This is a genomic window from Micromonospora sp. AKA38 (assembly GCF_027925725.1).
Lineage (GTDB): Bacteria > Actinomycetota > Actinomycetes > Mycobacteriales > Micromonosporaceae > Micromonospora.
In genome coordinates this window covers 551,412-572,030 of sequence record NZ_BNEI01000007.1, presented here as the reverse complement: position 1 = coordinate 572,030, position 20,619 = coordinate 551,412, and the positions used below count along the sequence as shown (strand labels likewise).

Here is a 20,619-nt window from a genome sequence, read left to right as displayed (position 1 = left end):
CTCCCGGGTCACCGGTCCCCGGTCAGCCGGTCAGGGCGTCGCGGCGACCGGGTAGCGGGCGCTCTCCATCGTCCAGTCGACAGTGCCGCGCACGGCGGCGGCCACCCCGTCGAGATGGATGGTGACGGCCTCGTCCAACGCCGGGCCGAACGACGGCACCGCCGCGCGCAGCGCCATGAAGCGGCTCATCTCGGCGCGCCAGTGCGCGGCCACCAGGTCGACCGCGGCCGGCAACGGCACGCCCCGCTCGGCGGCCACCGCGAGCACCAGATTGTGCCCCCCGCCGGTGACCCGGTCCCGCTCCAGCGAGGCGATGTCGTTGAACCAGGAGAGCAGGTCGTTGGCGAGGTCCGCGTGACGGCGCAGCGCGGGATGGTGGTAGACCGCGTCGGGCAGCGGGCGACCGGCGGCGAACTCGATCAGCGGGTACGACACGTACGCCGCCGAGGTGGCCCGCCGCAACCGGACGTACTCCGCGACACCGGGCGTCCGGCCGGCCGACGTGGCAGCCGTCTCCCGCGACACGCCGTCGAGGTGGTCGGCCACCGCGTCGGCGAAGCGCAGCCGCCAGCGCGCCGGCATCCGGTGCCGTGGCTCCCGCCACGCCTGCACGAGCAGCCGGCGCAGCGGACCGGTGAACCCCGGGTGGCGGGCCCGCGGGCCCTCGCGGAGCAGCGCGAGCGCGCCGTCGCGCAGCGCGCGGATCTGCGCCGGGGCCAGCCCGTCCGGCCCGTCACAGGCGTCGTCGACCAGGAAGAACCAGGTGAACAGCGCGGCCAGCACCCGCAGGTCGGGCTCGGTGGCGTCCGGATAGAGCCGGCCGGCGTACCGGGCGAAGCCGGCGCGGGCCAGCCGTCGGCGGGTGCCCGGATCCAGCGGCAGGCCGAGCTGGTCGAGGTGGTCGACGAGCCAGCCCTGCACCTCGTCGGCGTAGGGGGAGAACCGGGGCGCGACGGGGCAGTCCGAACGCAGCGCCCGCAGCACCGCCGCCGTCATCACCGGCCCTTCCATGGAGGTGGATCGCCGGGTCAGAGAATCCCATGCGGCGGGAAGCCCCGTCGACCCACCGGACATTTGGCCTGGCAGGCTTACGGCATGCGCGAACCATGGGTGGTGGGCGTCTCCGGTGCCTCCGGGACCCCGTACGCGGCGGCGGTCGTCCGGGGACTGCTGGACGCCGGCGCGGCGGTCGACCTGGTCGTGTCCCGGGCCGCCCGGCTGACCGTGCTCGACGAGACCGGCCGGCCCTTCCGGGACGCGCACTGGGCCGCGGACCTGGCCGCGTGGCTCGACCGCGACCTCACCGGCGCGGACCTCCGGTACTGGCCCGCCGGTGACCTGGCCGCCGGCCCGAGCAGCGGCTCCTACCGGGTACGCGGCATGGCGGTCGTACCGGCCAGCACCGCGGCCTGCGCCGGCATCGCGATCGGTCTCTCCAAGGACCTGCTCCAACGGGCCGCCGAGGTGAACCTCAAGGAGCGCCGCCCGGTCGTGGTGGTGCCCCGGGAGACCCCGGTGACCCGCAGCCATCTGGAACACCTCATCGCGCTGCACGACGCCGGCGCGGTGGTGCTGCCGGCCAGTCCGGGCTTCTACGGCGCCGGGGCGTCGGCCTCCGCGCAGCAGTTGGTCGACTTCGTGGCCGGAAAGGTGCTCGACGCGCTCGGCGTCGAACACACGCTGTTTCGGCGCTGGTCGGGCACGCTCGCCGCGGACCGTCGGGACGTGAAGGGCTGTGACGTGGACCGGGCCTGACCGGCTCACCATCGGAGCGGCCGGCACCGGCGCACACCACCGGCCTGGGCGCGGCCCGCCTCACCGGCCGGACCGCGCCCGCTCGCTCAGTACATGCCGGCGTTTGCCGGGCCGGGGCCGGTCGAAGCGGTCGGGCCCATGTTGCGGGCCTTGCCCATGTCCTCCGCCTCGTCCAGCATGCCCTCCCCCTCAAGCAGGGCTCGCACCTCGGATTCCCGAAACCGGCGATGCCCGCCTGGAGTCCGGATGCTGCCGATCCGGCCGGCCGCTGCCCATCGGGTCACGGTTTTCGGGTCCACCCGAAACAGCGCAGCGACCTCACCCGGTGTCAGCAGGCGATCTCCAGTGTCCACAGCCCCCTCCTCGCGTCGACGAAGCCCCCGGCTGAACACACTGCCCCCGGCCGGTGCGAGCCCAGAGCCGTCATGAGGGACGTATGGCAATTACAGCACCAGGGACCGGGCGTGTCCGCCAAACGCGAAATACGCACACACTGCGAAGTTAGGAAATGGTACCGGCGTAGAACCTCCGTGACGGGACGTTTGTGAATGGCAACGTACCGTCATGTTCAACGGGTGCCGTCCGCCTCCGGTCACGGCCCAGAGGATAGGGTCACTCTCCGTGGACACGATCGACCTGGCCCTCGTGGAGCTGCTACGGGGCAACGCCCGCCTGTCGTACGCCGAGCTGGCCCGGCAGGTCGGCCTCTCCGCCCCGGCCGTGCACGAGCGGGTCGGCAAACTGGAGTCCGGAGGGGTGATCCGGGCGTACCGCGCCGAGGTCGAGCCGGAGGCGATCGGGCTCGGGGTCACCGCGCTGATCGGCATCGTGGAGAACTCCGACGCGGACACCGACGACGTGCTGGAGGCGTTCCGCCAGATCCCCGAGATCGAGTCCTGCTACTTCATGGCCGGCGTCGAATCCTTCCTGCTCAAGGCGCGGGTCGGCACCATCGCCGAGCTGGAACAGCTGATCGTCCGGCTGAACCGGACGCCCGGGGTCGCCTCCACCCGCACCGGGATCGCGCTGTCGACCAAGTGGGAGAACCGTCCCCAGCCGCTCGAACCACCCACCTCCTGACGGACGTCCGCCGGCCTCGCCCGGCGACGTTGGTGCCGTCACACCGCTACCAACTTGATGGCACGAACGACTCAGGTGCGCCGCCGCCCGTCCCCAGGGCTGCCCACCAGGTTGCCGACCACCGGCCCGACGTCGACCGGGATCTTGGAGGTACGGGCCTGAGTCATCTGTGCCATCAAGTTGGCAGGCGGATCGCGGGGACACCTCTGCCGCCCGTCGGCCTCCAGCTGCGGCGCGGCTCTGCGGCCCCGACGTCGTCCCTGAAGAACCGGGGCATCCCCGCGCCGGCACAGGTCTGGTCCGCGCCCGGTGCGGGCGGATAGCGTGCGGCGATGACGACCTCGGGGCGGGGTGCCGCCGTGGTGACCGGCGCGGCCGGCGGGCTGGGCCGCGCGCTCGCCGCCGCGCTGCACGCCGACGGCTGGCGGGTGCTGCTGACCGACGTCGACGCCGAGGCGGTGGGCGCCGTCGCCGGGCCGCTGGGCGGCTGGTCCCGCCCGCTCGACGTCCGCGACGAGGCCGCCTGCGCGGCGGTCGCCGCCGAGGCGGCCGGCGGGCCGGGCGGGCTCGGGCTGTGGGTGAACAACGCCGGCATTTTGGTCACCGGCCCCGCCTGGGAGCAGGACGCCGAAACCCGGCAGCGGGTGATCGAGATCAACGCGCTCGGCGCGGTCAACGGCACGCTGGCCGCCGTGGCGGTCATGCGGGAGCAGGGCCACGGCCACGTGCTCAACGTCGTCTCGCTGGCCGGGCTGATCGCCGCGCCCGGCGAGACGGTGTACGCGGCCAGCAAGCACGCCCTGCTGGCGTTCAGCCTCGGCACGCTGACCGACCTGCGGATGGCCGGCGTCCGGGGCGTACACGTGTCGTGCCTGTGCCCGGACGGGATCTGGACGCCGATGCTGCACGACAAGCTCGACGACCCCGGGGCGCTGGCGTCCTTCACCGGGTCGCTGCTGACGCCGGAGCGGGTGGCCGCGCGGGCGGTCCGGCTGGCCCGCCGGCCGCGCCCGGTGGTCAGCCTGCCGCGCTGGCGCGGCGCGCAGGTCCGGCTGCTCGACGCGTTCCCCCGGCTCGCCCTGGCGCTCACGCCGGTGGTGCGTGCCGCCGGCCGGGCCGGGCAGCGCCGGCAGGCACGCCGGGTGCGGCCGGACGCGAGCCGGCCTCGCTTGTAACGTTGCGGCGTGACTCATCTCGACCGGTGTGACGAGGCCGCCCGGCGCTGGCTCACCGAGGCGATCGCCACGGTCGAGGCGGACGCCAATCGGTCCGCCGACACCCACCTCCTGCCGTTCCCGCTGCCCCGGGCGTGGGGGATCGACCTCTACCTCAAGGACGAGTCGGTGCACCCGACCGGCTCGCTCAAGCACCGGCTGGCCCGCTCGCTGTTCCTCTACGGGCTGTGCAACGGCTGGATCCGCCGGGACACCACGATCGTCGAGGCGTCGTCCGGGTCGACGGCGGTCTCCGAGGCGTACTTCGCGCGGATGCTCGGGTTGCCGTTCATCGCGGTCATGCCGGCCTCCACCTCGCCGGAGAAGATCGCCCAGATCGAGTTCCAGGGCGGGCGCTGCCACCTGGTCCGCGACCCGGCCAAGGTGGTGATCGAGGCGCGTTGGCTGGCCGAGGACACCGGCGGTCACTACATGGACCAGTTCACCTACGCCGAGCGGGCCACCGACTGGCGGGGCAACAACAACATCGCCGAGTCGATCTACGCGCAGCTCGCGCTGGAGCGGCACCCGGTGCCGGCCTGGATCGTGGTGGGCGCCGGCACCGGCGGCACCAGCGCCACCATCGGCCGGTACGCCCGCTACCGCCGGCTGCCCACGAAGCTGTGCGTGGTGGACCCGGAGAACTCCGCGTTCTACCCGGCGTGGCAGGCCGGCGACTGGTCGGTCCACACCGGTCGTGGCTCCCGGATCGAGGGCATCGGCCGGCCCGGCGTCGAGCCGTCCTTCCTGCCCAGCGTGGTGGACCGGATGGTGCAGGTGCCGGACGCCGCGTCGCTGGCCGCCATGCGCGCCGGCTCGGCGGTGCTCGGCCGCCGGGTCGGCGGCTCCACCGGCACCAACCTCTGGGGCGCGTTCGGGCTGATCGCCGAGATGCGCGCCGCCGGCCTGACCGGCTCGGTGGTGACGCTGATCTGCGACCCGGGCGACCGCTACGTCGACACGTACTACTCCGACCGGTGGGTGGCCGGGCAGGGCCTCGACCTCGCCCCGTACCTCACCGCCGTCGACCGGTTCCTGGACGACGGCACCTGGCCGGCCTGACCGGCGTCGGTCGTCATCGCAGGTCCGGCGGGTACTCGACAGCGGACCAGGTGCGGGCCCGGTCCCACAGCCGGCCGGCCAGAGCCGGGTCGTTCGCGGGCGCGGCGACCGGGTCGAGGTGCACCCGGTCGTCCGACTTCCGGTTGCCGGGGCCGATGAAGACCCCGCCCCGCGCTCCGGGGGCGGTGGCGGCGAACAGCAGCGGAACCGCCGCGCGTTCGGCCGGCCGGCCGATCAGCGCCTGGAGGACCGCCATCGTCGCGCGCAGGGCCGGGCGGCGGATGTCGTCGTTCAACGCGGTTCTCGCCAGCCCGGGATGGGCGACCAGGCTCTGCACCGGCCGGCCGGCGCGCCGCAACCGGCGGTCGAGTTCCAGGCCGAGGAGCAGGTTCGCGAGCTTGGACGTCACGTACGCCCGCGAGGGCGAGTAGGACCGCTCGGCGGCCGGGTCGTCGAAGGGCGGCGCCACCCGGAAGATCCGGTAGAGGCCGGACCCGACGTGCACGACGCGCCCGCCGTCGCGGATCAGGTCGAGCAGGCGACCGGTGAGCGCGAAGTGGCCGAGGAAGTTGGTGGCGAACTGCATCTCGATGCCCTGCGGGCTGAGCCGGCGGCCCTGGTGGCCGCCGATGCCGGCGTTGTTGACCAGCAGGTCGAGGGACCGCCCCTGCGCGTGCAGGCCGGTGGCGAAGGCGGCGACCGAGTCCAGGTCGGCGACGTCGAGCCGCCGCGCCTCGACCCCGGGCAGGACACGGGCCGCCTTGTCCATGTCGCGGACCGCCGCGATTACGGTCGCGCCGTGCGCCGTCAACTGCCGCGCGACGACCAGGCCGAGCCCACTGGTCGCGCCGGTCACCACGGCCGTGCGGCCGGTCAGGTCGGGGATGTCGGCGAAGGTCCAGCTCACAGCCATGACAGCTCCTCAACGGATGCGCGATCCGATCGGATTATCTATCCGATCTGCGTCCAGCGTAGCAGGCGAGCGGATGAGTTATCCTTTCGCCATGTCGACAGGCCCGGGCGGACGGCTGCGGGCGGACTCCGCCCGGGTCCGCGAGCAGATGCTCACCGTGGCCGGTGCCCGGCTACGCGGCGGCGACCGCGACCTGCCGCTGAACGCGATCGCCAAGGCCGCCGGCGTCGGCGTGGGCACCGCCTACCGGCACTTCCCCAGCCGGCAGGTGCTGATCGAGGCGCTGGCGGCACAGAGCTTCACCCGGCTGGCGGCGGACGCGCGGGCGAGCGCCGCAGCCGCCGATCCCGTCGCCGGATTCGAGCGGCTGATGTCGACCGGGCTGCGGCTGCTCCGCGAGGAACCGGCGCTGGCCGAGGTGCTGGCCGCCCGCGACGACCTCACCGCCGACGCCGTCGCCCCGGCAGCCGATTTCTTCGACGCGCTCGACCACCTGCTCCACCGGGCCCGGCAGGCCGGCGCCGTCCGATCCGACATCACGACCGACGACCTGCGCAGCCTGATGTGCGGCGTGCAACACGCCGTGGCGATCAGCGACGCGGACGCCGCCGACCGCTACCTCGGCGTCCTGCTGCGCGGACTACGCGCCTGACCGGCCGGCCCGACGGTCAGCGCGGGTCGACCCGCTCCGCGAGCCCGGGATAGCGCACCACGAAGCCCTCCGGGTCGACCTCCAGGTCGGCGGTGAACCCGTCCCCGGCGTACCGCACCCGGCCCGGTCCCAGCGAGGTGTAGACCTGCTCGGCGGGGAGCACCGTCAGGCCGGGCAGCAGCACCCACACCACCGTCACGCTCGTCGCCAGGTCGGCGGGGAGCCGGCCCAGCCCGATCCGGCGGATCGGCAGCGTGTTGGTAAGCGGGGAACCGCCCAGGTCGACGTCGAGCGCCTCGGCCAGCCGGTCCGGGTCATCCGTACCGGGCAGGCCCACGGGCGGACGCCCGGCCGCCCGCAGCGCCGCGTCCAGGTCCCCCTCCTCGCCGGTACGCACTCGCCACCCGTCGCCGCCCCGCTCCAGGCGTACGCTCCGCGCCCAGCCGGCGCCGTCCGCGTCGACCTCCAGAAGGCTGGTCGACCAGTCCGGCGCGACCGTCAGGCGATAACGGCAGGTGTACGGGATCGGGTCCACGGCCAGCGCCACGCCCTGCGCGGTCAGCCCCTGGCGGTCGTCGAGCACGACGTGCTCGGATCCGGCGGTGTCGGTCCGGGCCCAGAAGAGCGACTTCGGCATGGACCGGACGTTACGCGACCCGCCGGGTACCGGCAGCGGATGCGCGAACGCCGCCGCCGAGCGGGTGCTCGACGACGGCGTTCGAAGTGATCTCCCGGAGGCTCGGGATCAGTGGGTACGGGCCGGCGGGCGCCCGCCGAAACCGCGCCGGTCGTCGCGCGGCCGGTCGTCCCGGCCCCGGCCCTCGGGACGGAAGCCGCCCCGACGCTCGGCCGGCCGGGCCTCGCCCCGGTCCCCGAAGCGACGCTCGGTGCCGCCGTCCCGGTCCCCGAAGCGCCGCTGGGCGCTGCCGTCGCGGTCCCCGAAGCGACGCTCGCCCTGCGGGCGGTCCCCGTGGCGGCGCTCGCCGAAGTCGCGCCCGCCGGTGGGGCGGTCGTCGCGTCCCCGGTCGTCCCGGTCGAAGCCGCGCCCGCCGGTCGGCCGGTGCCGGTCCCCGAACGGCCGGTCGCCGCCGGTCCGGTCGCGCTGCGCCCGCTCGCCGAAGCGCCGGTCGTCGGACTGCCGGCCCTCGAAGCGGTCACCGCGGTCGTCGGACCGCCGGTCGCCGAAGCGCCGGTCGGTCCGGTCGCTACCGAACCGGTCCCCGAAGCCGCGCTCGCCGGTCGGCCGGTCGCCGTAGCGGCGCTCGCCGCTGGGTCGGTCGCCGTATCCGCGTCCGCCGGTGGGCCGGTCGCCGAAGCTGCGCTCACCGCTGGGCCGGTCGCCGTAGCGGCGCTCACCGCTGGGTCGGTCGCCGTATCCGCGTCCGCCGGTGGGCCGGTCGCCGAAGCTGCGTCCGCCGGTGGGCCGGTCGCCGTATCCGCGTCCGTCCCGGTCGCCGAAGCGGCGAGGGCCGCCGCCACGGCGGGGCTCCGGCTCCTCGCGGACCGGTACGCCGCTGGGCTCGCGCGCGCCGGTCAGCTCGGCCAGCGCCTCGTCGCCGGCGCGGACCCGAGCCTGGGACGGCTCGACGCCCGCCTTCTCCAGCATGGCCAACGTGGTCCGGCGCTGCTTCGGCAGCACCAGGGTCGCCACCGCGCCGGACTCGCCGGCCCGGGCGGTGCGGCCGGCCCGGTGCAGGTAGTCCTTCGGGTCCTTCGGCGGGTCCACGTGCAGCACCAGCGAGACCCCGTCGACATGGATGCCCCGGGCCGCCACGTCGGTGGCGACCAGCACGTTCATCCGGCCCTCGCGGAACTCGGCAAGCGTCCTGGTGCGCATCCGCTGGGTCTTTCCGCCGTGCAGGCCACCGGCCCGTACGCCGACCGCGGTGAGCTGCTCGACCAGCCGGTCGACGCCGAGCTGCGTACGGGCGAAGACCATGGTGCGCCCCTCACGGGCGGCGATGGACGCCGTCACCGCGAACTTGTCGTGCGGCGGGATCAGCAGCATGTGGTGATCCATGGTGGACACCGCCGCGGTGGCCGGCGCGGTCGAGTGGGTGACCGGGTCGGTCATGAACCGCTTGACCAGCGAGTCGACGTCGTTGTCCAGAGTGGCCGAGAAGAGCAGCCGCTGGGCGTCCGCAGGCGTCTTCGCCAGCAGCTCGGTGACCTCGGGCAGGAAGCCCATGTCGGCCATCTGGTCGGCCTCGTCCAGCACGGTGACCTCGACGTCGTCGAGCCGGCAGACACCGCGCGCGATCAGGTCGCCGAGCCGCCCCGGCGTGGCCACCACGATCTCCACGCCCCGGCGGAGCGCGTCGATCTGCCGGTCGTACGGCACGCCGCCGACCGCGGTCTTCAGGAAGATGCCCACCGCCTTGCCGAGCGGCACCAGCGCGTCGTTGACCTGCATGGCCAGCTCGCGGGTGGGAACCAGGACCAGCGCGCGGGGGTGCAGCGGCCGGGCCCGGTTGCGGTCGGCGAGCCGGGCGATCACCGGCAGGCCGAAGGCGAGCGTCTTGCCGGAGCCGGTCTGGCCCCGGCCGAGCACGTCGCGGCCGGCGAGCGCGTCCGGCACGGTGGCCCGCTGGATCTCGAACGGGGTGGTGATGCCCTGCCGGGCGAGCGCGTCGACCACCTGCGCCGGAAGGCCGAGCGAGGCGAAGTCGGGGGCGTCGGTGATCGGGTCGGTGGACGGGGACATGCTGGATTCAGCGAAGGTGGTCAAGAAATACCTTTCGAGCGGGGCGCATCTTCGCGATGGCCTGCCGCGGCACCGTCACGCCGCCGAATCGCCCGCAAGATCGCCCATGGGCGCGCAGTCGGGCGCGCCGGGTCAGTGATCCCGACAAGTGTACGGCGCTTCACCGACACGGCCACCGCATCGCGCTGCCGTAGTGGGCGGGCTCACCCCGTCAGCGCGTCAGCACGGTGCCGGTCAGGCCGCTCAGCGCGTCGTTGGCCAGGAACACCACGAGCAGACTGATGGCGATCAGCGCCGTCAGTGCGACGGCCAACACGATGATGACCTTGGTGTTGCTGGCCCGGCTGGCCGGGGTGTCCTCGGCCCAGCCCTGGGCCAGGATGTGCCCGGTCAGCGAACCGGTGTTCTCCGACGGGCTGCTCTGCGGGAGCGCGACCGTGGCGAAGCCCGGGCCCTCCGTGCCGCCGTACGCGGTTCCGGCCAGGTCCTGACTGCCGAGCTGCGGGCGTACCGGAGGGGCGGTTTCGGTCTGCCGTGCGGAAGCGGCCGGCGGCGGCCAGGTCGGCGGCGCCGGCGCCGGGACGGCCGGGGCCGGCGGCGCGGACGTGGGGGGCCAGACCGGCTGCGCTCCGGGCACGCCGGCCATCGCCGGCGGCGGCGGGAACGGGGGCGCGGGCATCGGGCCGGGCGGCGGTGGTGGCGGAGGCACCGCCGGCCCCGGGGGCGGCACGGGTGGCCCGGGCATCGGCGGAACCGGCCCCGGCGGAACCGGCCCCGGCGGATTCGGTCCGGGCGGATTCGGTCCGGGCGGATTCGGGGACGGAGCCGGCACGGGGGCGGGCACCGGGGGCGTCGGGCGGAGCGGGGGCTCCGGCTCGGGTACGGGCGGAGCCGGTGACGGGGGCGTCGGCCCGGGCACCGGGGTCGGAGCCGGCTCGGGCTCGGGGCCCGGCGGGGACGGCGGCTGCGCCGGCTCCGGCGGCTGGGCGGGCTCCGGCGGTTCCGGGTTGACCGGGGCGGCCCGGTAGAGCTTCGCGGCGGTGGGCGCGGCCGCCACCGACACGGCGACCTCGTCGGCCGAGACCCGGCTCAGGCCGGGTACCGAAGCGCTGGCCCGGGCGGGCGCTGCCGGGGAGTCGGTGCGTGGCGCGGGCGTGACCCGGCCGGCGACCCGGTCGGCCGGCTGCTGCCCGGCGTCGCCGACGGGGCGGGCGTACCGGCTCGCATCCGGGGACTCCGCGCGCGGCGCGGGCACCTGAGCGGCCCCGGAGACCTGGGCGGCGCTGGGCACTTGGGGGGCGCTGGGCACCTGGGCGGAGCCGGAGATCCGGGCGGCGCTGGGGGCCGGGGCGGCACCGGAGGCCGGGGTGGCCGGGGAGTCGCCGTCGGTCGGGCCCGCCGCGGCGTCGTCGGGAGCCGGCCCGGAATGGTCGGCGGCGTCCACGGTCGGAACGGGTGCCGGCGTCGCGGCGGCCGGGAGCGGGATCGGGGCCGCCGGGGTCGGGGCCGCCGGGGTCGGGGCGGCCAGGGCCGGGGCGGCCGGCGATGGCGGGATCGGGGCCACCGGAACCGGCGTCGGCGGCGTCGAGGCGGCCGGCGAACCGGCGTCGTCGTCGGTCGAGGCCGGCCGGTCGGCCGCCGCGAAGGCGGACCAACTGGACGGCGGCGAGACGGTCGCCCCGGGGCGGCGGCGGTCCAGCGGCGGGACGCTCTCCGCCGGGGCACCCGCCCGGTAGGTGGTGGCGGTGGCCGGCGGACCGGGCCGTTCCCCGCCCGACGGCGGCGCTACGGCCGAGCCGGCCACGCTGACCCGGGCCCGCGCGACGGCGACCGGCCCCGGCTGCGCCGGGCGCTCGTCGGCGTTCCCGCCGGGGTCGGGCGTGGATCCCGGTTGGACCGTCTCCGCCGGAACCTCGTGCTCGCCCATCTCGCCCCTCCGCACCCACGCTCGCCCCCGACCGTGGCGCCGGCCGGAAGTGCCTGGATCTCACCGTGCCACATTCCGGCCCGGGAACACAGTCGGAGCGGACGGTTGGGTCAGCCGGTGCTGGTCGGGCTGGCGGACTTGCTGCCGGCCGTGCTCTCCGTCGGCTTCGCCGTGCTGCTCGACGGCGCGGCGGCGCTCTCGGTCGGTTCCGCCGAGGTCGACGACGGCGCGACGGTGGCGGTGCGGCTCGGCGACGGGCTCGGCGTGTCCGACGGGGTGGGCGTCGGGCTGGTGCTCGTCGACGGGGTGGGCGTCGGACTGGACGTGGTCGGCGTGGGCTTCGGCGTGGCGGTCTTCGTCGGCTTCGGCGTGGGCTTCGGCGTGGCGGTCTTCGTCGGCTTCGGCGTCGGCTTCGGCGTGGTGCCGGGCTTCGGCGGGTTGACCGGCACGGTCGGGAGCGGCACCGGCGTGGCGGGCCCGGGGACGGCGCCGACCACCCGGGTCGCCGCGTAGAGCCGGGACCACCGGACCACCGAGATCTTGACCACGTCGCCGGTCCGCGGCGCCTCCACCATCTTGCCGTTACCGATGTACATGGCGACGTGGTGGATGCTGCTCCAGCTACCGCCGGAGGCGAAGAAGAGCAGGTCACCTGGGAGGAGGGCGGTCGGGCTGACGGTGCGGGAGCGGGTCGCGTAGTACTGGTCCCGGGAGACGCGGGGCAGGCCCCGGTAGCCGGCCGACTGGTAGGCGGCGAGCATCAGACCGGAGCAGTCGAACCGGTCCGGGCCCTCCGCCGCCCAGAGGTAGGGGTCGCCCAACTGGGCCAGGGCGTAGCGCACGGCGGTCAGCGCCCGCGGGTCGGCGACCAGGCCGTTGATGCTCTGGTTGACGACGTACGGGTTGCCGAGCCGCTGCTCGGCGGCGTCCTCGCGGCGCTCGATGTCGAGCAGTTTGGCGGCGTTGTCGCGGCGGAGCTTGAGCAGCGCGGCTTCCTGCTTGTGCAGGTCGGTCTCGACCCGGGTGAACTCCGCGGTCTTCTCGGTGACCCGGCGCTGGACCGAGGCGTGCGCCTCGCGCGCGACCCGCTCGTCGGTGGTGGCGCGCAGCAGCTCGCCGGTCACCGACGTGGTGGCCCCCTCGGCCTTGTCGCCCCGGGTGATCCGCTGGAGATCGGAGAACTGGCGCAGGCTGGCGCCGAACTCGCCGGGCGGCAGCGCGGCGTCGGCCTTGACCGCGTCGGCGGCGGCGCTCTTGGCGTTCTCCTGGGCCCGGGCCAGCGCGGCCTGGGCCTCCTTGAGCCGGGCGGCGGCGGTGGTCAGCTCGGCCTGGGCCGCGTCCCGCTCACCCTTGACCCGCAGGAGGTTGTCGCCGAGCTGGGCGACCTGACCGTCGACCTGGTTGATCTGCGCGATCAGCGGCCCGTCGGCCGGGTTCGTGACGCCGGTCGTGGCACCCGGCAGGACCGGTGCGCCGCCGGGCACGGTGGCCCCGGGCAGGCCGGGCACCGGGACGCCGGGCTGGCCGGGGACGGTGGCGCCGGGTCGGCCGGGGACGGTGGCGCCCGGCACGGTGGGAAGCTGGAGCGGGCCGGTCACCTGCGGCCGGGACCCGGTGCTGGGAATGGTGTCGGGCAGCGGATCGGCCCAGGCCGGGGTCGCGAGCGCCGCAGCCGCGACCGCCCCGAGCAGGGCGGACCAGAGCGCCGGGCGCAGCACCGGTGAGATCACCGGTGAGCGTCGCCGTCGCCTTCGGGCCTTGGTGCTGTCGACCATTCCGCTCCCCGTCCGGTCTGGTGCGCGCCACGCGTCGTGGGCGTGATGAGACAGGGCGACCCCTGGTGTGTGTTCCGCCCCACCCTGTCTTACCTCACCGACGCAACGATGTCGATGTGCGGAGCGTGACGACCGGTGAACTGGGTCGCTGCGGTCGACCGCGCGGGCGACGCTCCGGACCCGCGACGTACGCTCGATCGGGACCCCAGGTGGAAGGACGTGGCTTTCGGATGGACGCCGGACTCAAGCGCGAGCTCGAAGCGAAGGTCTACGCGGGGGAGCGGCTGACCCGCGAGGACGGCATCGCGCTCTACGCGAGCGACGACCTGACCTGGCTGGGCCGGCTGGCCCACCACAGGCGTACGGAGCTCAACGGCGACCGGGTGATGTTCAACGTCAACCGGCACCTCAACCTGACCAACGTCTGTTCCGCGTCGTGCGCGTACTGCTCGTTCCAGCGCAAGCCGGGCGAGAAGGACGCCTACACGATGCGGATCGACGAGGCGGTCCGCAAGGCCAAGGAGATGGAGGACGAGCAGCTCACCGAGCTGCACATCGTCAACGGCCTGCACCCGACGCTGCCCTGGCGCTACTACCCCAAGGTGCTGCGCGAGCTGAAGGCCGCGCTGCCGAAGGTCAACCTCAAGGCGTTCACCGCGACCGAGGTGCAGTGGTTCGAGAAGATCAGCGGGCTGACCGCCGACGCCATCCTCGACGAGTTGATGGACGCCGGGCTGGAGTCGCTGACCGGCGGCGGCGCGGAGATCTTCGACTGGGAGGTCCGGCAGCACATCGTCGACCACGCCTGCCACTGGGAGGACTGGTCGCGGATCCACCGGCTGGCCCACTCGAAGGGCATGAAGACGCCGTCGACCATGCTCTACGGCCACATCGAGGAGCCCCGGCACCGGGTCGACCACGTGCTGCGGCTGCGCGAGTTGCAGGACGAGACCGGGGGCTTCCAGGTCTTCATCCCGCTGCGCTACCAGCACGACTTCGTCGACTCGGCGGACGGCAAGGTCCGTAACCGGATTCAGGCCCGCACCACGATGGCCTCCCCGGCCGAGTCGCTCAAGACGTTCGCGGTCTCCCGCCTGCTGTTCGACAACGTCCCACACGTGAAGTGCTTCTGGGTCATGCACGGCCTCTCGGTGGCCCAGCTCTCGCTGAACTTCGGCGTGGACGACCTGGACGGTTCGGTGGTGGAATACAAGATCACGCACGACGCCGACTCGTACGGCACGCCGAACACCATGCACCGGGACGACCTGCTCCACCTGATCTGGGACGCCGGTTTCCGCCCGGTGGAGCGGAACACCCGCTACGAGACCGTCCGTGAGTACGATGCCGCGCCGTCGATGGCCGAGCGCCGCTCCGAGCCGCAGCAGGTCTGGGCCTGACCCGGCGATGAGCACCGGCAGGTCTGGGCCTGACCCGGCGACGAGCACCGGGGAGCAGCGCGGCTTTCCTCGGCGGGACGCCGAGGGACGCATCCTGACGCTCGGTGACCTGCTCGGCGTGACGCTCGCCGGCCTGGTCATCGGCGTGCTGGCGCTGCTGCTCTTCGAGTGGGCGTTCGCCGCCCTCGGCGCCGGCGGGTTCGGGGGGACCAACGGCTGGCTGGCGGTGATCCTGCCGCTCTGGCTGTTCTGGGACGACTTCCGGGCCTGGGAGTTCGGTGCCGCCCGGGTGCTGGCGGCGCTGGTCGGGCTCGGGGTCGGCGTGCTGGCCGGGTTGCTGGCGGCCGGGCTGGCCGCGGGGCTGCCGGCGCTGTTCACCGGCGCGCTGGCCGCGGCGGTTTTCACCGTGGTCTACGCGGTGATCTGGTTTCATGGCGTGCACTGGCTGGCCCGGCGGACGGGCTGAGGTGGCGGAGAGAGTGGGAATGCGGGCATGAGCGCGGCGGTCAAGTACACGCTGGGCCGGATCGGGCTGTTCGTCGCGGTGCTGGCGGCCCTCTGGTTCGTCGAGATGAACATGTTCCTGCGGCTGATGCTGGCGTTGGTCTTCTCCGCCACGCTGTCGTTCTTCCTGCTGAAGGGGTGGCGGGACGAGATGGCCGGGGAGATGGCCGACGCGGCGGAGCGCCGCCGCGCCGAGAAGGACCGGCTGCGCTCCGCCCTGGCCGGCGACGACCAGCCCACCGACGCGCCGGGCGAGCCCCGAGGCTGAGTGGTGAGAAGGGGCCCCTTCTCGACGCCAGGCGTTAACAAGGGGCCCCTCCTTTCAGCTCACCAGTTGGTGGAGTTGGGGACGGTTGGCCAGGGGCGGTTCAGCGGCTTGATCAGGTATGCGATGCCGCCGGAGCCGGAGGCGACGGTGCCGTTGGCCCGGTACCGCTTGGTGCGCTGCCAGATCTGCTCGAACTGCTCGCGCTTGTAGACGTTGCGCACCGCCTCGTTCGACGACGACGCCGGGTCGTTGACGATCACGTCGCCGTCGGCGGTGAAGCCGACGATCACGAACAGGTGCCCGGAGGTGCCGTAGTTCGCCCCGTCCAGCTCCTCGGCCAGGAACGACTGCGACGTGACCACCGGGATGCCGGCCTTGATGAACCGTTCCGCCTCGTCCAGCGAGTGCAGCCGGGTGACGCGCGCCTCCAGACCGGGGAAGCCGGCGGCGTACGCGGTGTTGAACGGCCAGTTGCCGGCGCCGTCGTACTCGTGGTCGTAGGTCATCCGGGCGGCGTGGTCGACGGTCGGGTCGGCGTAGGCGGGGTCGACCCAGGAGGTGTCCTCGGCCGAGGGCTTGCGCCCCCAGTACTCGACCACCATCTCGGTGGAGGTGGGCGAGCACCACGCCTCGCCGCCGCCGTCGTACTCCGGGTACTCGCCGATGTGGACGTTCTGCGAGTAGCGGGGCACGGCCAGCTCGGTGCCCCAGGCGATGCCACCCCGGCTCGGCGTGACGGTGAACCGGTCCGGCACGTTCGAGGCCATCGCGCCGACCATCCGGACCTGCGGCGCGGCGGCCTGTCCGGGCGCGCGGTAGAGCGTCAGCCGGAGCTGGTACGAGCGCAGCAGCACCCCGGCCGAGGCGTCGTCGACGGCGAACGTGTCGGTCCAGATGCTCGACCAGGGGTCACCCTGACCGTCCAGCGTGGCCCGCTTGATGTCCTGGTCGCCGGAGGCCCAGCGGCCCATCACGTACCACGGGGTCTGGGCCCCGGTGTTGTAGGTGCCGTGCAGCTCGACCTGGATCCAGGTGCCGGTGGGGGTGCTGGCGTTCCAGGACGCGACGAGTTCGGTGGCGTCGAACCCGATCCGCCGCTCGGGTGAGGTCCAGGTGGCGTACTCCCAGGTGCGGGTGGTGCCGGTGTGTTCGTCGGTGAACTCGCCTGTGCCGGCGGGCCGGGCGATGGTGAGCGCCGGCTGGCGGCCGGGCACGGCGCGGGTGCCCTGGTGCGTGCCGGTACGCCAGTCGGGGTAGCGGGAGAACTCCTGGAAGGTGATCTGTTCGTCGTGGGTGACGCCCGGCCGGGGGCCGTTGGCCTGGGCGGGTGCGGTGGTGCCGAGCAGGGTGAGCGCGGTCAGGCCGGCGAGGGCGACCGCGCGCAGGGGTCTTCCGAACATGGCAGCTCCACGGGGAAACGGCATCGTTGCCGTTCACTGTCGTCCTTGGCGGGAAGTTTCGCCAGATGTTCAGCCATGGAAAATCATTGCCGACGTGAGGATCAGGTCGGGATGGTACGTGACAACGACGAATGTTGATATGACCATGTGACTGCTGGTGGAGTGTGCGGACAACGGGATCTCCCCGTACCCCGAGGAGGTTGTCCATGGCCCTCCGCACGTCCCCGCTGCGCCGCCGGCTCGCGTTCGTCGCCGCCGTCGGCCTGATCCTGGTCACCGCCGCCGCCGGGCCGGCCGCCGCCCGCCCCGACCCGGACCGGGCCGGCGAGTCGGCCGCCGTCGCCTACCGGGTGCTCGGCCCACGCACCGTCGCCGACCGCACCGCGGTCGCCCGCACCGGCGCCGCCATCGACTACTCCGAACACGGCGTGCTGCACGTCACGGCCACCACCGCCGAGGCGAACGCGATCACCCGGCTCGGCTTCCGGCTGGAGAAGGACGTCGCCCCGGCGCCGGCCGGCGGCGCGACCGCGTACGCGTTCCCGCCCGCCGACTCGAACTACCACGACTACGCCGAGCTGACCGCGGTGGTCAACCAGGTGGTCGCCGACCACCCGAGCATCGCCCGCAAGCTCAGCATCGGCACGTCCTACCAGGGCCGGGACCTGATGGCCGTGAAGATCTCCGACAACGTCGGCACCGACGAGAGCGAACCGGAGATCCTGTTCAACGCCCAGCAGCACGCCCGCGAGCACCTGACCGTCGAGATGGCGATCTACCTGCTCAACCTGTTCACCGACAACTACGGCACCGACTCCCGGATCACCAACATCGTGAACTCCCGGGAGATCTGGATCGTGCCCACCGTCAACCCGGACGGCAGCGAGTACGACATCGCCACCGGCTCCTACCGCTCCTGGCGGAAGAACCGGCAGCCCAACAGCGGCTCCACGTACGTCGGCACCGACCTGAACCGCAACTGGAGCTACCAGTGGGGCTGCTGCGGCGGCTCGTCCAGCTCGAAGTCGTCGGACACCTACCGCGGCCCGTCCGCCTTCTCCGCCCCGGAGACCGCCGCGCTGCGCAACTTCGTCAACAGCCGGGTCGTCGGCGGGGTGCAGCAGATCAAGGCGAACATCGACTTCCACACCTATTCCCAGCTGGTGCTCTGGCCGTACGGCTACACGTACAGCAACACCGCCACCGGGATGAACGCCGACCAGTACAACACGTTCGCCACCATCGGCCAGCAGATGGCGGCCAGCAACGGCTACACCCCGGAGCAGTCCAGCGACCTCTACATCGCGGACGGCACCAGCATCGACTGGATGTGGGGCACCCACAAGATCTGGGCGTACACGTTCGAGATGTACCCCGGCTCGGCCTCCGGCGGCGGCTTCTACCCGCCCGACGAGGTGATCCCGGCGCAGACCTCGCGCAACCGGGACGCCGTGCTGACGCTCTCCGAGTACGCCGACTGCCCGTACCGGGCGATCGGCAAGCAGAGCCAGTACTGCTGACCTCACCCGGCGGCGGGGACCCCGGCCCCACCCCCACCGGGGTCCCCGCCCACCCCGCCCGTCCGGGTGATCTTCGCTGGTCGTGCGCTACGGTGGCACCGACCGTGCCACAGCGAAGCCGGTGCGAAACCGGCGCTGTCCCGCAACTGTGATGCCCCGTACGGTCGGCGTCGGCCTCCCGCCGGCGCCGACGGACGTGGGACGAGCCAGGTCGCCTGCCGCCCGGTCGCGACACGCGCCTTCGAGGAAGGGCGCCTCGCGGACGGGCCCTCCCACCCTGTCGGCGAAGCACCACGCTCCTCGACCGACAGGAGGACCTGTGACCCGACGTACCCCTCGGCTCTTCGCCACCGCGCTCGCGGCCGGCGTGCTGCTGCTCGGCGGCTGCGCCGAGAAGACCTCGACCGACACCCCCGCCACCGGCGCGTCCGGCGGCTCGTTCCCCGCCAGCGTGGGCAACCTGACGTTGGAGAAGCGCCCCGAGAAGATCGTCTCGCTGTCGCCGACCTCGACCGAGATGCTCTTCGCCATCGGCGCCGGCAAGCAGGTCACCGCCGTCGACGACCAGTCGAACTACCCGGCGGACGCGCCGAAGACCGACCTCTCCGGCTACCAGCCGAACGCCGAGGCGATCGCCGCGAAGAGCCCCGACCTGGTGGTGATCGCCAATGACACCAACAAGATCGCCAGCCAGCTCGTCGCGCTGAAGATCCCGGTCCTGCTCACCCCGGCCGCGACCACGCTCGACGACACGTACCGGCAGCTCACCGACCTGGGCAAGCTCACCGGCCACCCGGCCGAGGCGGACGCCGTGGTGCGGAAGATGAAGGACGACATCACCGCGCTCACCAAGGACCTGCCCAAGCGCGCCGAGAAACTGACCTACTACCACGAGCTGGGCCCGGAGCTTTACACCGCGACCAGCAAGACGTTCATCGGCACCATCTACGCGCTCGCCGGGCTGGAGAACATCGCCGACCCGGCCGACGCCGGCGGCAAGAGCGGCGGCTACCCGCAGCTCTCCCAGGAGGTCATCGTCAAGGCGAACCCCGATTTCGTCTTCCTGGCCGACACCAAGTGCTGCCAGCAGAGCGCCGACACGGTCAAGGCGCGCAGCGGGTGGGCCGGCCTCACCGCGGTCAAGAACAACCAGGTCGTGGCGCTTGACGACGACATCGCCTCGCGTTGGGGCCCGCGCGTCGTCGAGCTGCTGAAGGCGATCGTCGACGCCACCGCCAAGGTTCCGGCCTGACCGTGGCCGTACGACCGGCGGACCCCGTGCCGGCCGGGACGCCCGACGCGTCCCGGCCGGCCGGCCGGCTGCCGCACCCCCGCCGAGGCGCGGCACACGCCGACGCTCCGGCCCGGCCGGCCGGGCTGCGCACACGTTGGCTGCTCGCCGGGCTGGTGGCGGTGCTCGTCGCGCTGGTGGCCGGCGTCTCGTTCGGCCCGGTCAGCCTGCCGCCCGGCAGCGTCGCGGCGGAACTGCTCAACCTGCTGCCCGGCGTACACCTCGACAGCGGGCTCACCGAGCAGGAGGTCGCCATCGTCACCGAGCTGCGCCTGCCCCGGGTCGTGCTCGGTCTGCTCGTCGGCGCGCTGCTCGCCCTTGCCGGCGGCTGCTACCAGGGTGTCTTCCGCAACCCGCTGGCCGACCCGTACCTGCTGGGCGTGGCCGCCGGGGCCGGGCTCGCGGTCACCGCGGCGATCGTGCTCGGCGCCGGGGCCGGCGGGGCGCTCACCGGTCTGCCGGTCACCGTCCCGCTCGCCGCGTTCGTCGGCTCGCTCGGCGCGGTGGCGATGACGTACCTGCTCGGCGCCGCCGGTGGCCGGGACCGCTCCCCGGCCACGCTGATCCTGGCCGGGGTGGCCGTGTCGGCGTTCCTCGCCGCCGGGCAGACCTACCTGCTGCAAGCGCACTCGGACAGCCTCCAGCAGGTGTACTCCTGGCTGCTCGGGCGGCTCTCCACCGCCGGCTGGCACGACGTGCTGCTGGTCCTTCCGTACTTCCTGCTCACCGCCGTGGTGGTGCTGGCGCACCGGCGGGAGCTGGACGTGCTCGCCCTCGGCGACGACGAGGCCACCAGCCTCGGGCTGCACCCGCAGCGGTCCCGCTACCTGCTGATCGCCGCCGCCTCGCTGGGCACCGCCGCCGCGGTCTCCGCCTCCGGCCTGATCGGTTTCGTCGGCATCATCGTGCCGCACACCGTCCGGCTGCTCGCCGGTTCCAGCCACCGGGTGATCCTGCCGCTGTCGATGCTCTTCGGCGGCGCGTTCCTGGCGCTGACCGACGTGGTCGCGCGGACCGCCGCGGCACCCGCCGAGATCCCCATCGGCGTGGTGACCGCGCTGCTCGGCGGCCCGTTCTTCGTCCTGATCCTGCGCACCGCCCGCGGGGTGCGCGCGTGAGCGCGAGGAGTGAGCCGGGTTTGCGGGCCCCGCAGT

Annotated in this window: 18 protein-coding genes, 1 pseudogene and 1 riboswitch; of the genes and pseudogenes, 11 read left to right on the top strand and 8 right to left on the bottom strand. The window is 73.7% G+C overall.

The window, feature by feature from the left end; all coding sequences use genetic code 11:
• Positions 1 to 30 precede the first annotated feature (30 nt).
• Entirely contained in the window at positions 31 to 1,011 is a 981-nt protein-coding gene (locus TPA0908_RS29945) for a terpene synthase family protein (protein WP_458575201.1), read from the bottom strand.
• Positions 1,012 to 1,095: 84 nt separating this feature from the next.
• Here TPA0908_RS29945 and TPA0908_RS29940 point away from each other — a divergent pair, with 84 nt between their 5' ends.
• Positions 1,096 to 1,755: a UbiX family flavin prenyltransferase gene (locus tag TPA0908_RS29940; RefSeq protein WP_281943662.1), complete on the top strand. Its 660-nt coding sequence runs from the start codon at positions 1,096 to 1,098 to the stop codon at positions 1,753 to 1,755.
• Positions 1,756 to 1,841: 86 nt separating this feature from the next.
• On the opposite strand, the gene TPA0908_RS29935 is transcribed toward TPA0908_RS29940, so the two are convergent.
• Positions 1,842 to 2,108 carry a BldC family transcriptional regulator gene (locus TPA0908_RS29935; RefSeq protein ID WP_013473529.1) on the bottom strand — a complete coding sequence of 89 codons (267 nt, stop codon included), beginning with the start codon at positions 2,106 to 2,108 and terminating at the stop codon, positions 1,842 to 1,844.
• Positions 2,109 to 2,376: 268 nt separating this feature from the next.
• Between TPA0908_RS29935 and TPA0908_RS29930 the strand changes: the two genes are divergently transcribed.
• From TPA0908_RS29930 to cds1, 3 genes are all read left to right on the top strand, one after another.
• Positions 2,377 to 2,835, top strand: coding sequence for an Lrp/AsnC family transcriptional regulator (locus TPA0908_RS29930; protein ID WP_281943661.1), 459 nt, complete (start codon positions 2,377 to 2,379; stop codon positions 2,833 to 2,835).
• A 332-nt stretch (positions 2,836 to 3,167) separates the two neighbouring features.
• Positions 3,168 to 4,010: an SDR family oxidoreductase gene (locus tag TPA0908_RS29925; RefSeq protein WP_281943660.1), complete on the top strand. Its 843-nt coding sequence runs from the start codon at positions 3,168 to 3,170 to the stop codon at positions 4,008 to 4,010.
• Between the two features lie 9 nt (positions 4,011 to 4,019).
• Complete coding sequence (gene cds1, locus TPA0908_RS29920) at positions 4,020 to 5,111, top strand: L-cysteine desulfhydrase Cds1 (RefSeq protein WP_281943659.1); 1,092 nt, start codon at positions 4,020 to 4,022, stop codon at positions 5,109 to 5,111.
• A 13-nt stretch (positions 5,112 to 5,124) separates the two neighbouring features.
• On the opposite strand, the gene TPA0908_RS29915 is transcribed toward cds1, so the two are convergent.
• A complete protein-coding gene (locus TPA0908_RS29915) occupies positions 5,125 to 6,024 on the bottom strand; it encodes an SDR family NAD(P)-dependent oxidoreductase (protein WP_281943658.1) in 900 nt (299 codons plus the stop codon).
• 91 nt (positions 6,025 to 6,115) lie between these two features.
• Here TPA0908_RS29915 and TPA0908_RS29910 point away from each other — a divergent pair, with 91 nt between their 5' ends.
• Complete coding sequence (locus TPA0908_RS29910; protein ID WP_281943657.1) at positions 6,116 to 6,676, top strand: TetR/AcrR family transcriptional regulator; 561 nt, start codon at positions 6,116 to 6,118, stop codon at positions 6,674 to 6,676.
• 16 nt (positions 6,677 to 6,692) lie between these two features.
• Here the strand turns inward: TPA0908_RS29910 and TPA0908_RS29905 are convergent, their stop codons facing one another.
• The 4 genes from TPA0908_RS29905 to TPA0908_RS29890 form a co-directional block, all read right to left on the bottom strand.
• Positions 6,693 to 7,313 carry a putative glycolipid-binding domain-containing protein gene (locus TPA0908_RS29905; protein WP_281943656.1) on the bottom strand — a complete coding sequence of 207 codons (621 nt, stop codon included), beginning with the start codon at positions 7,311 to 7,313 and terminating at the stop codon, positions 6,693 to 6,695.
• Positions 7,314 to 7,421: 108 nt separating this feature from the next.
• Positions 7,422 to 9,404, bottom strand: coding sequence for a DEAD/DEAH box helicase (locus TPA0908_RS29900; protein ID WP_281943655.1), 1,983 nt, complete (start codon positions 9,402 to 9,404; stop codon positions 7,422 to 7,424).
• Positions 9,405 to 9,591: 187 nt separating this feature from the next.
• Positions 9,592 to 11,307, bottom strand: a complete 1,716-nt coding sequence (locus tag TPA0908_RS29895; protein ID WP_281943654.1) for a hypothetical protein — start codon at positions 11,305 to 11,307, stop codon at positions 9,592 to 9,594.
• A 110-nt stretch (positions 11,308 to 11,417) separates the two neighbouring features.
• A complete protein-coding gene (locus tag TPA0908_RS29890) occupies positions 11,418 to 13,082 on the bottom strand; it encodes a C40 family peptidase (protein WP_281943653.1) in 1,665 nt (554 codons plus the stop codon).
• Positions 13,083 to 13,312: 230 nt separating this feature from the next.
• On the opposite strand from TPA0908_RS29890, the gene mqnE reads away from it, so the two are divergent.
• The 3 genes from mqnE to TPA0908_RS29875 are packed head-to-tail and all read left to right on the top strand — an operon-like array spanning position 13,313 to position 15,254.
• The gene (gene mqnE, locus TPA0908_RS29885) at positions 13,313 to 14,482 is read left to right on the top strand and encodes an aminofutalosine synthase MqnE (RefSeq protein WP_281943652.1); all 1,170 of its coding nucleotides are present in this window, start codon (positions 13,313 to 13,315) and stop codon (positions 14,480 to 14,482) included.
• A 7-nt stretch (positions 14,483 to 14,489) separates the two neighbouring features.
• A complete protein-coding gene (locus TPA0908_RS29880) occupies positions 14,490 to 14,948 on the top strand; it encodes a hypothetical protein (protein WP_281943651.1) in 459 nt (152 codons plus the stop codon).
• A 27-nt stretch (positions 14,949 to 14,975) separates the two neighbouring features.
• Positions 14,976 to 15,254 carry a DUF4229 domain-containing protein gene (locus TPA0908_RS29875; RefSeq protein WP_281943650.1) on the top strand — a complete coding sequence of 93 codons (279 nt, stop codon included), beginning with the start codon at positions 14,976 to 14,978 and terminating at the stop codon, positions 15,252 to 15,254.
• A 59-nt stretch (positions 15,255 to 15,313) separates the two neighbouring features.
• On the opposite strand, the gene TPA0908_RS29870 is transcribed toward TPA0908_RS29875, so the two are convergent.
• Positions 15,314 to 16,654, bottom strand: coding sequence for a C39 family peptidase (locus TPA0908_RS29870; RefSeq protein ID WP_281943649.1), 1,341 nt, complete (start codon positions 16,652 to 16,654; stop codon positions 15,314 to 15,316).
• Between the two features lie 206 nt (positions 16,655 to 16,860).
• Between TPA0908_RS29870 and TPA0908_RS29865 the strand changes: the two are divergent.
• The 3 genes and pseudogenes from TPA0908_RS29865 to TPA0908_RS29855 form a co-directional block, all read left to right on the top strand.
• Positions 16,861 to 18,171: pseudogene (locus TPA0908_RS29865) on the top strand (M14 family metallopeptidase); the annotation flags it as partial.
• 71 nt (positions 18,172 to 18,242) lie between these two features.
• Positions 18,243 to 18,411: riboswitch (cobalamin riboswitch) on the top strand.
• 82 nt (positions 18,412 to 18,493) lie between these two features.
• Positions 18,494 to 19,426, top strand: coding sequence for an ABC transporter substrate-binding protein (locus TPA0908_RS29860; RefSeq protein ID WP_281943648.1), 933 nt, complete (start codon positions 18,494 to 18,496; stop codon positions 19,424 to 19,426).
• 68 nt (positions 19,427 to 19,494) lie between these two features.
• Complete coding sequence (locus tag TPA0908_RS29855) at positions 19,495 to 20,583, top strand: FecCD family ABC transporter permease (RefSeq protein ID WP_281943823.1); 1,089 nt, start codon at positions 19,495 to 19,497, stop codon at positions 20,581 to 20,583.
• Positions 20,584 to 20,619 lie beyond the last annotated feature (36 nt).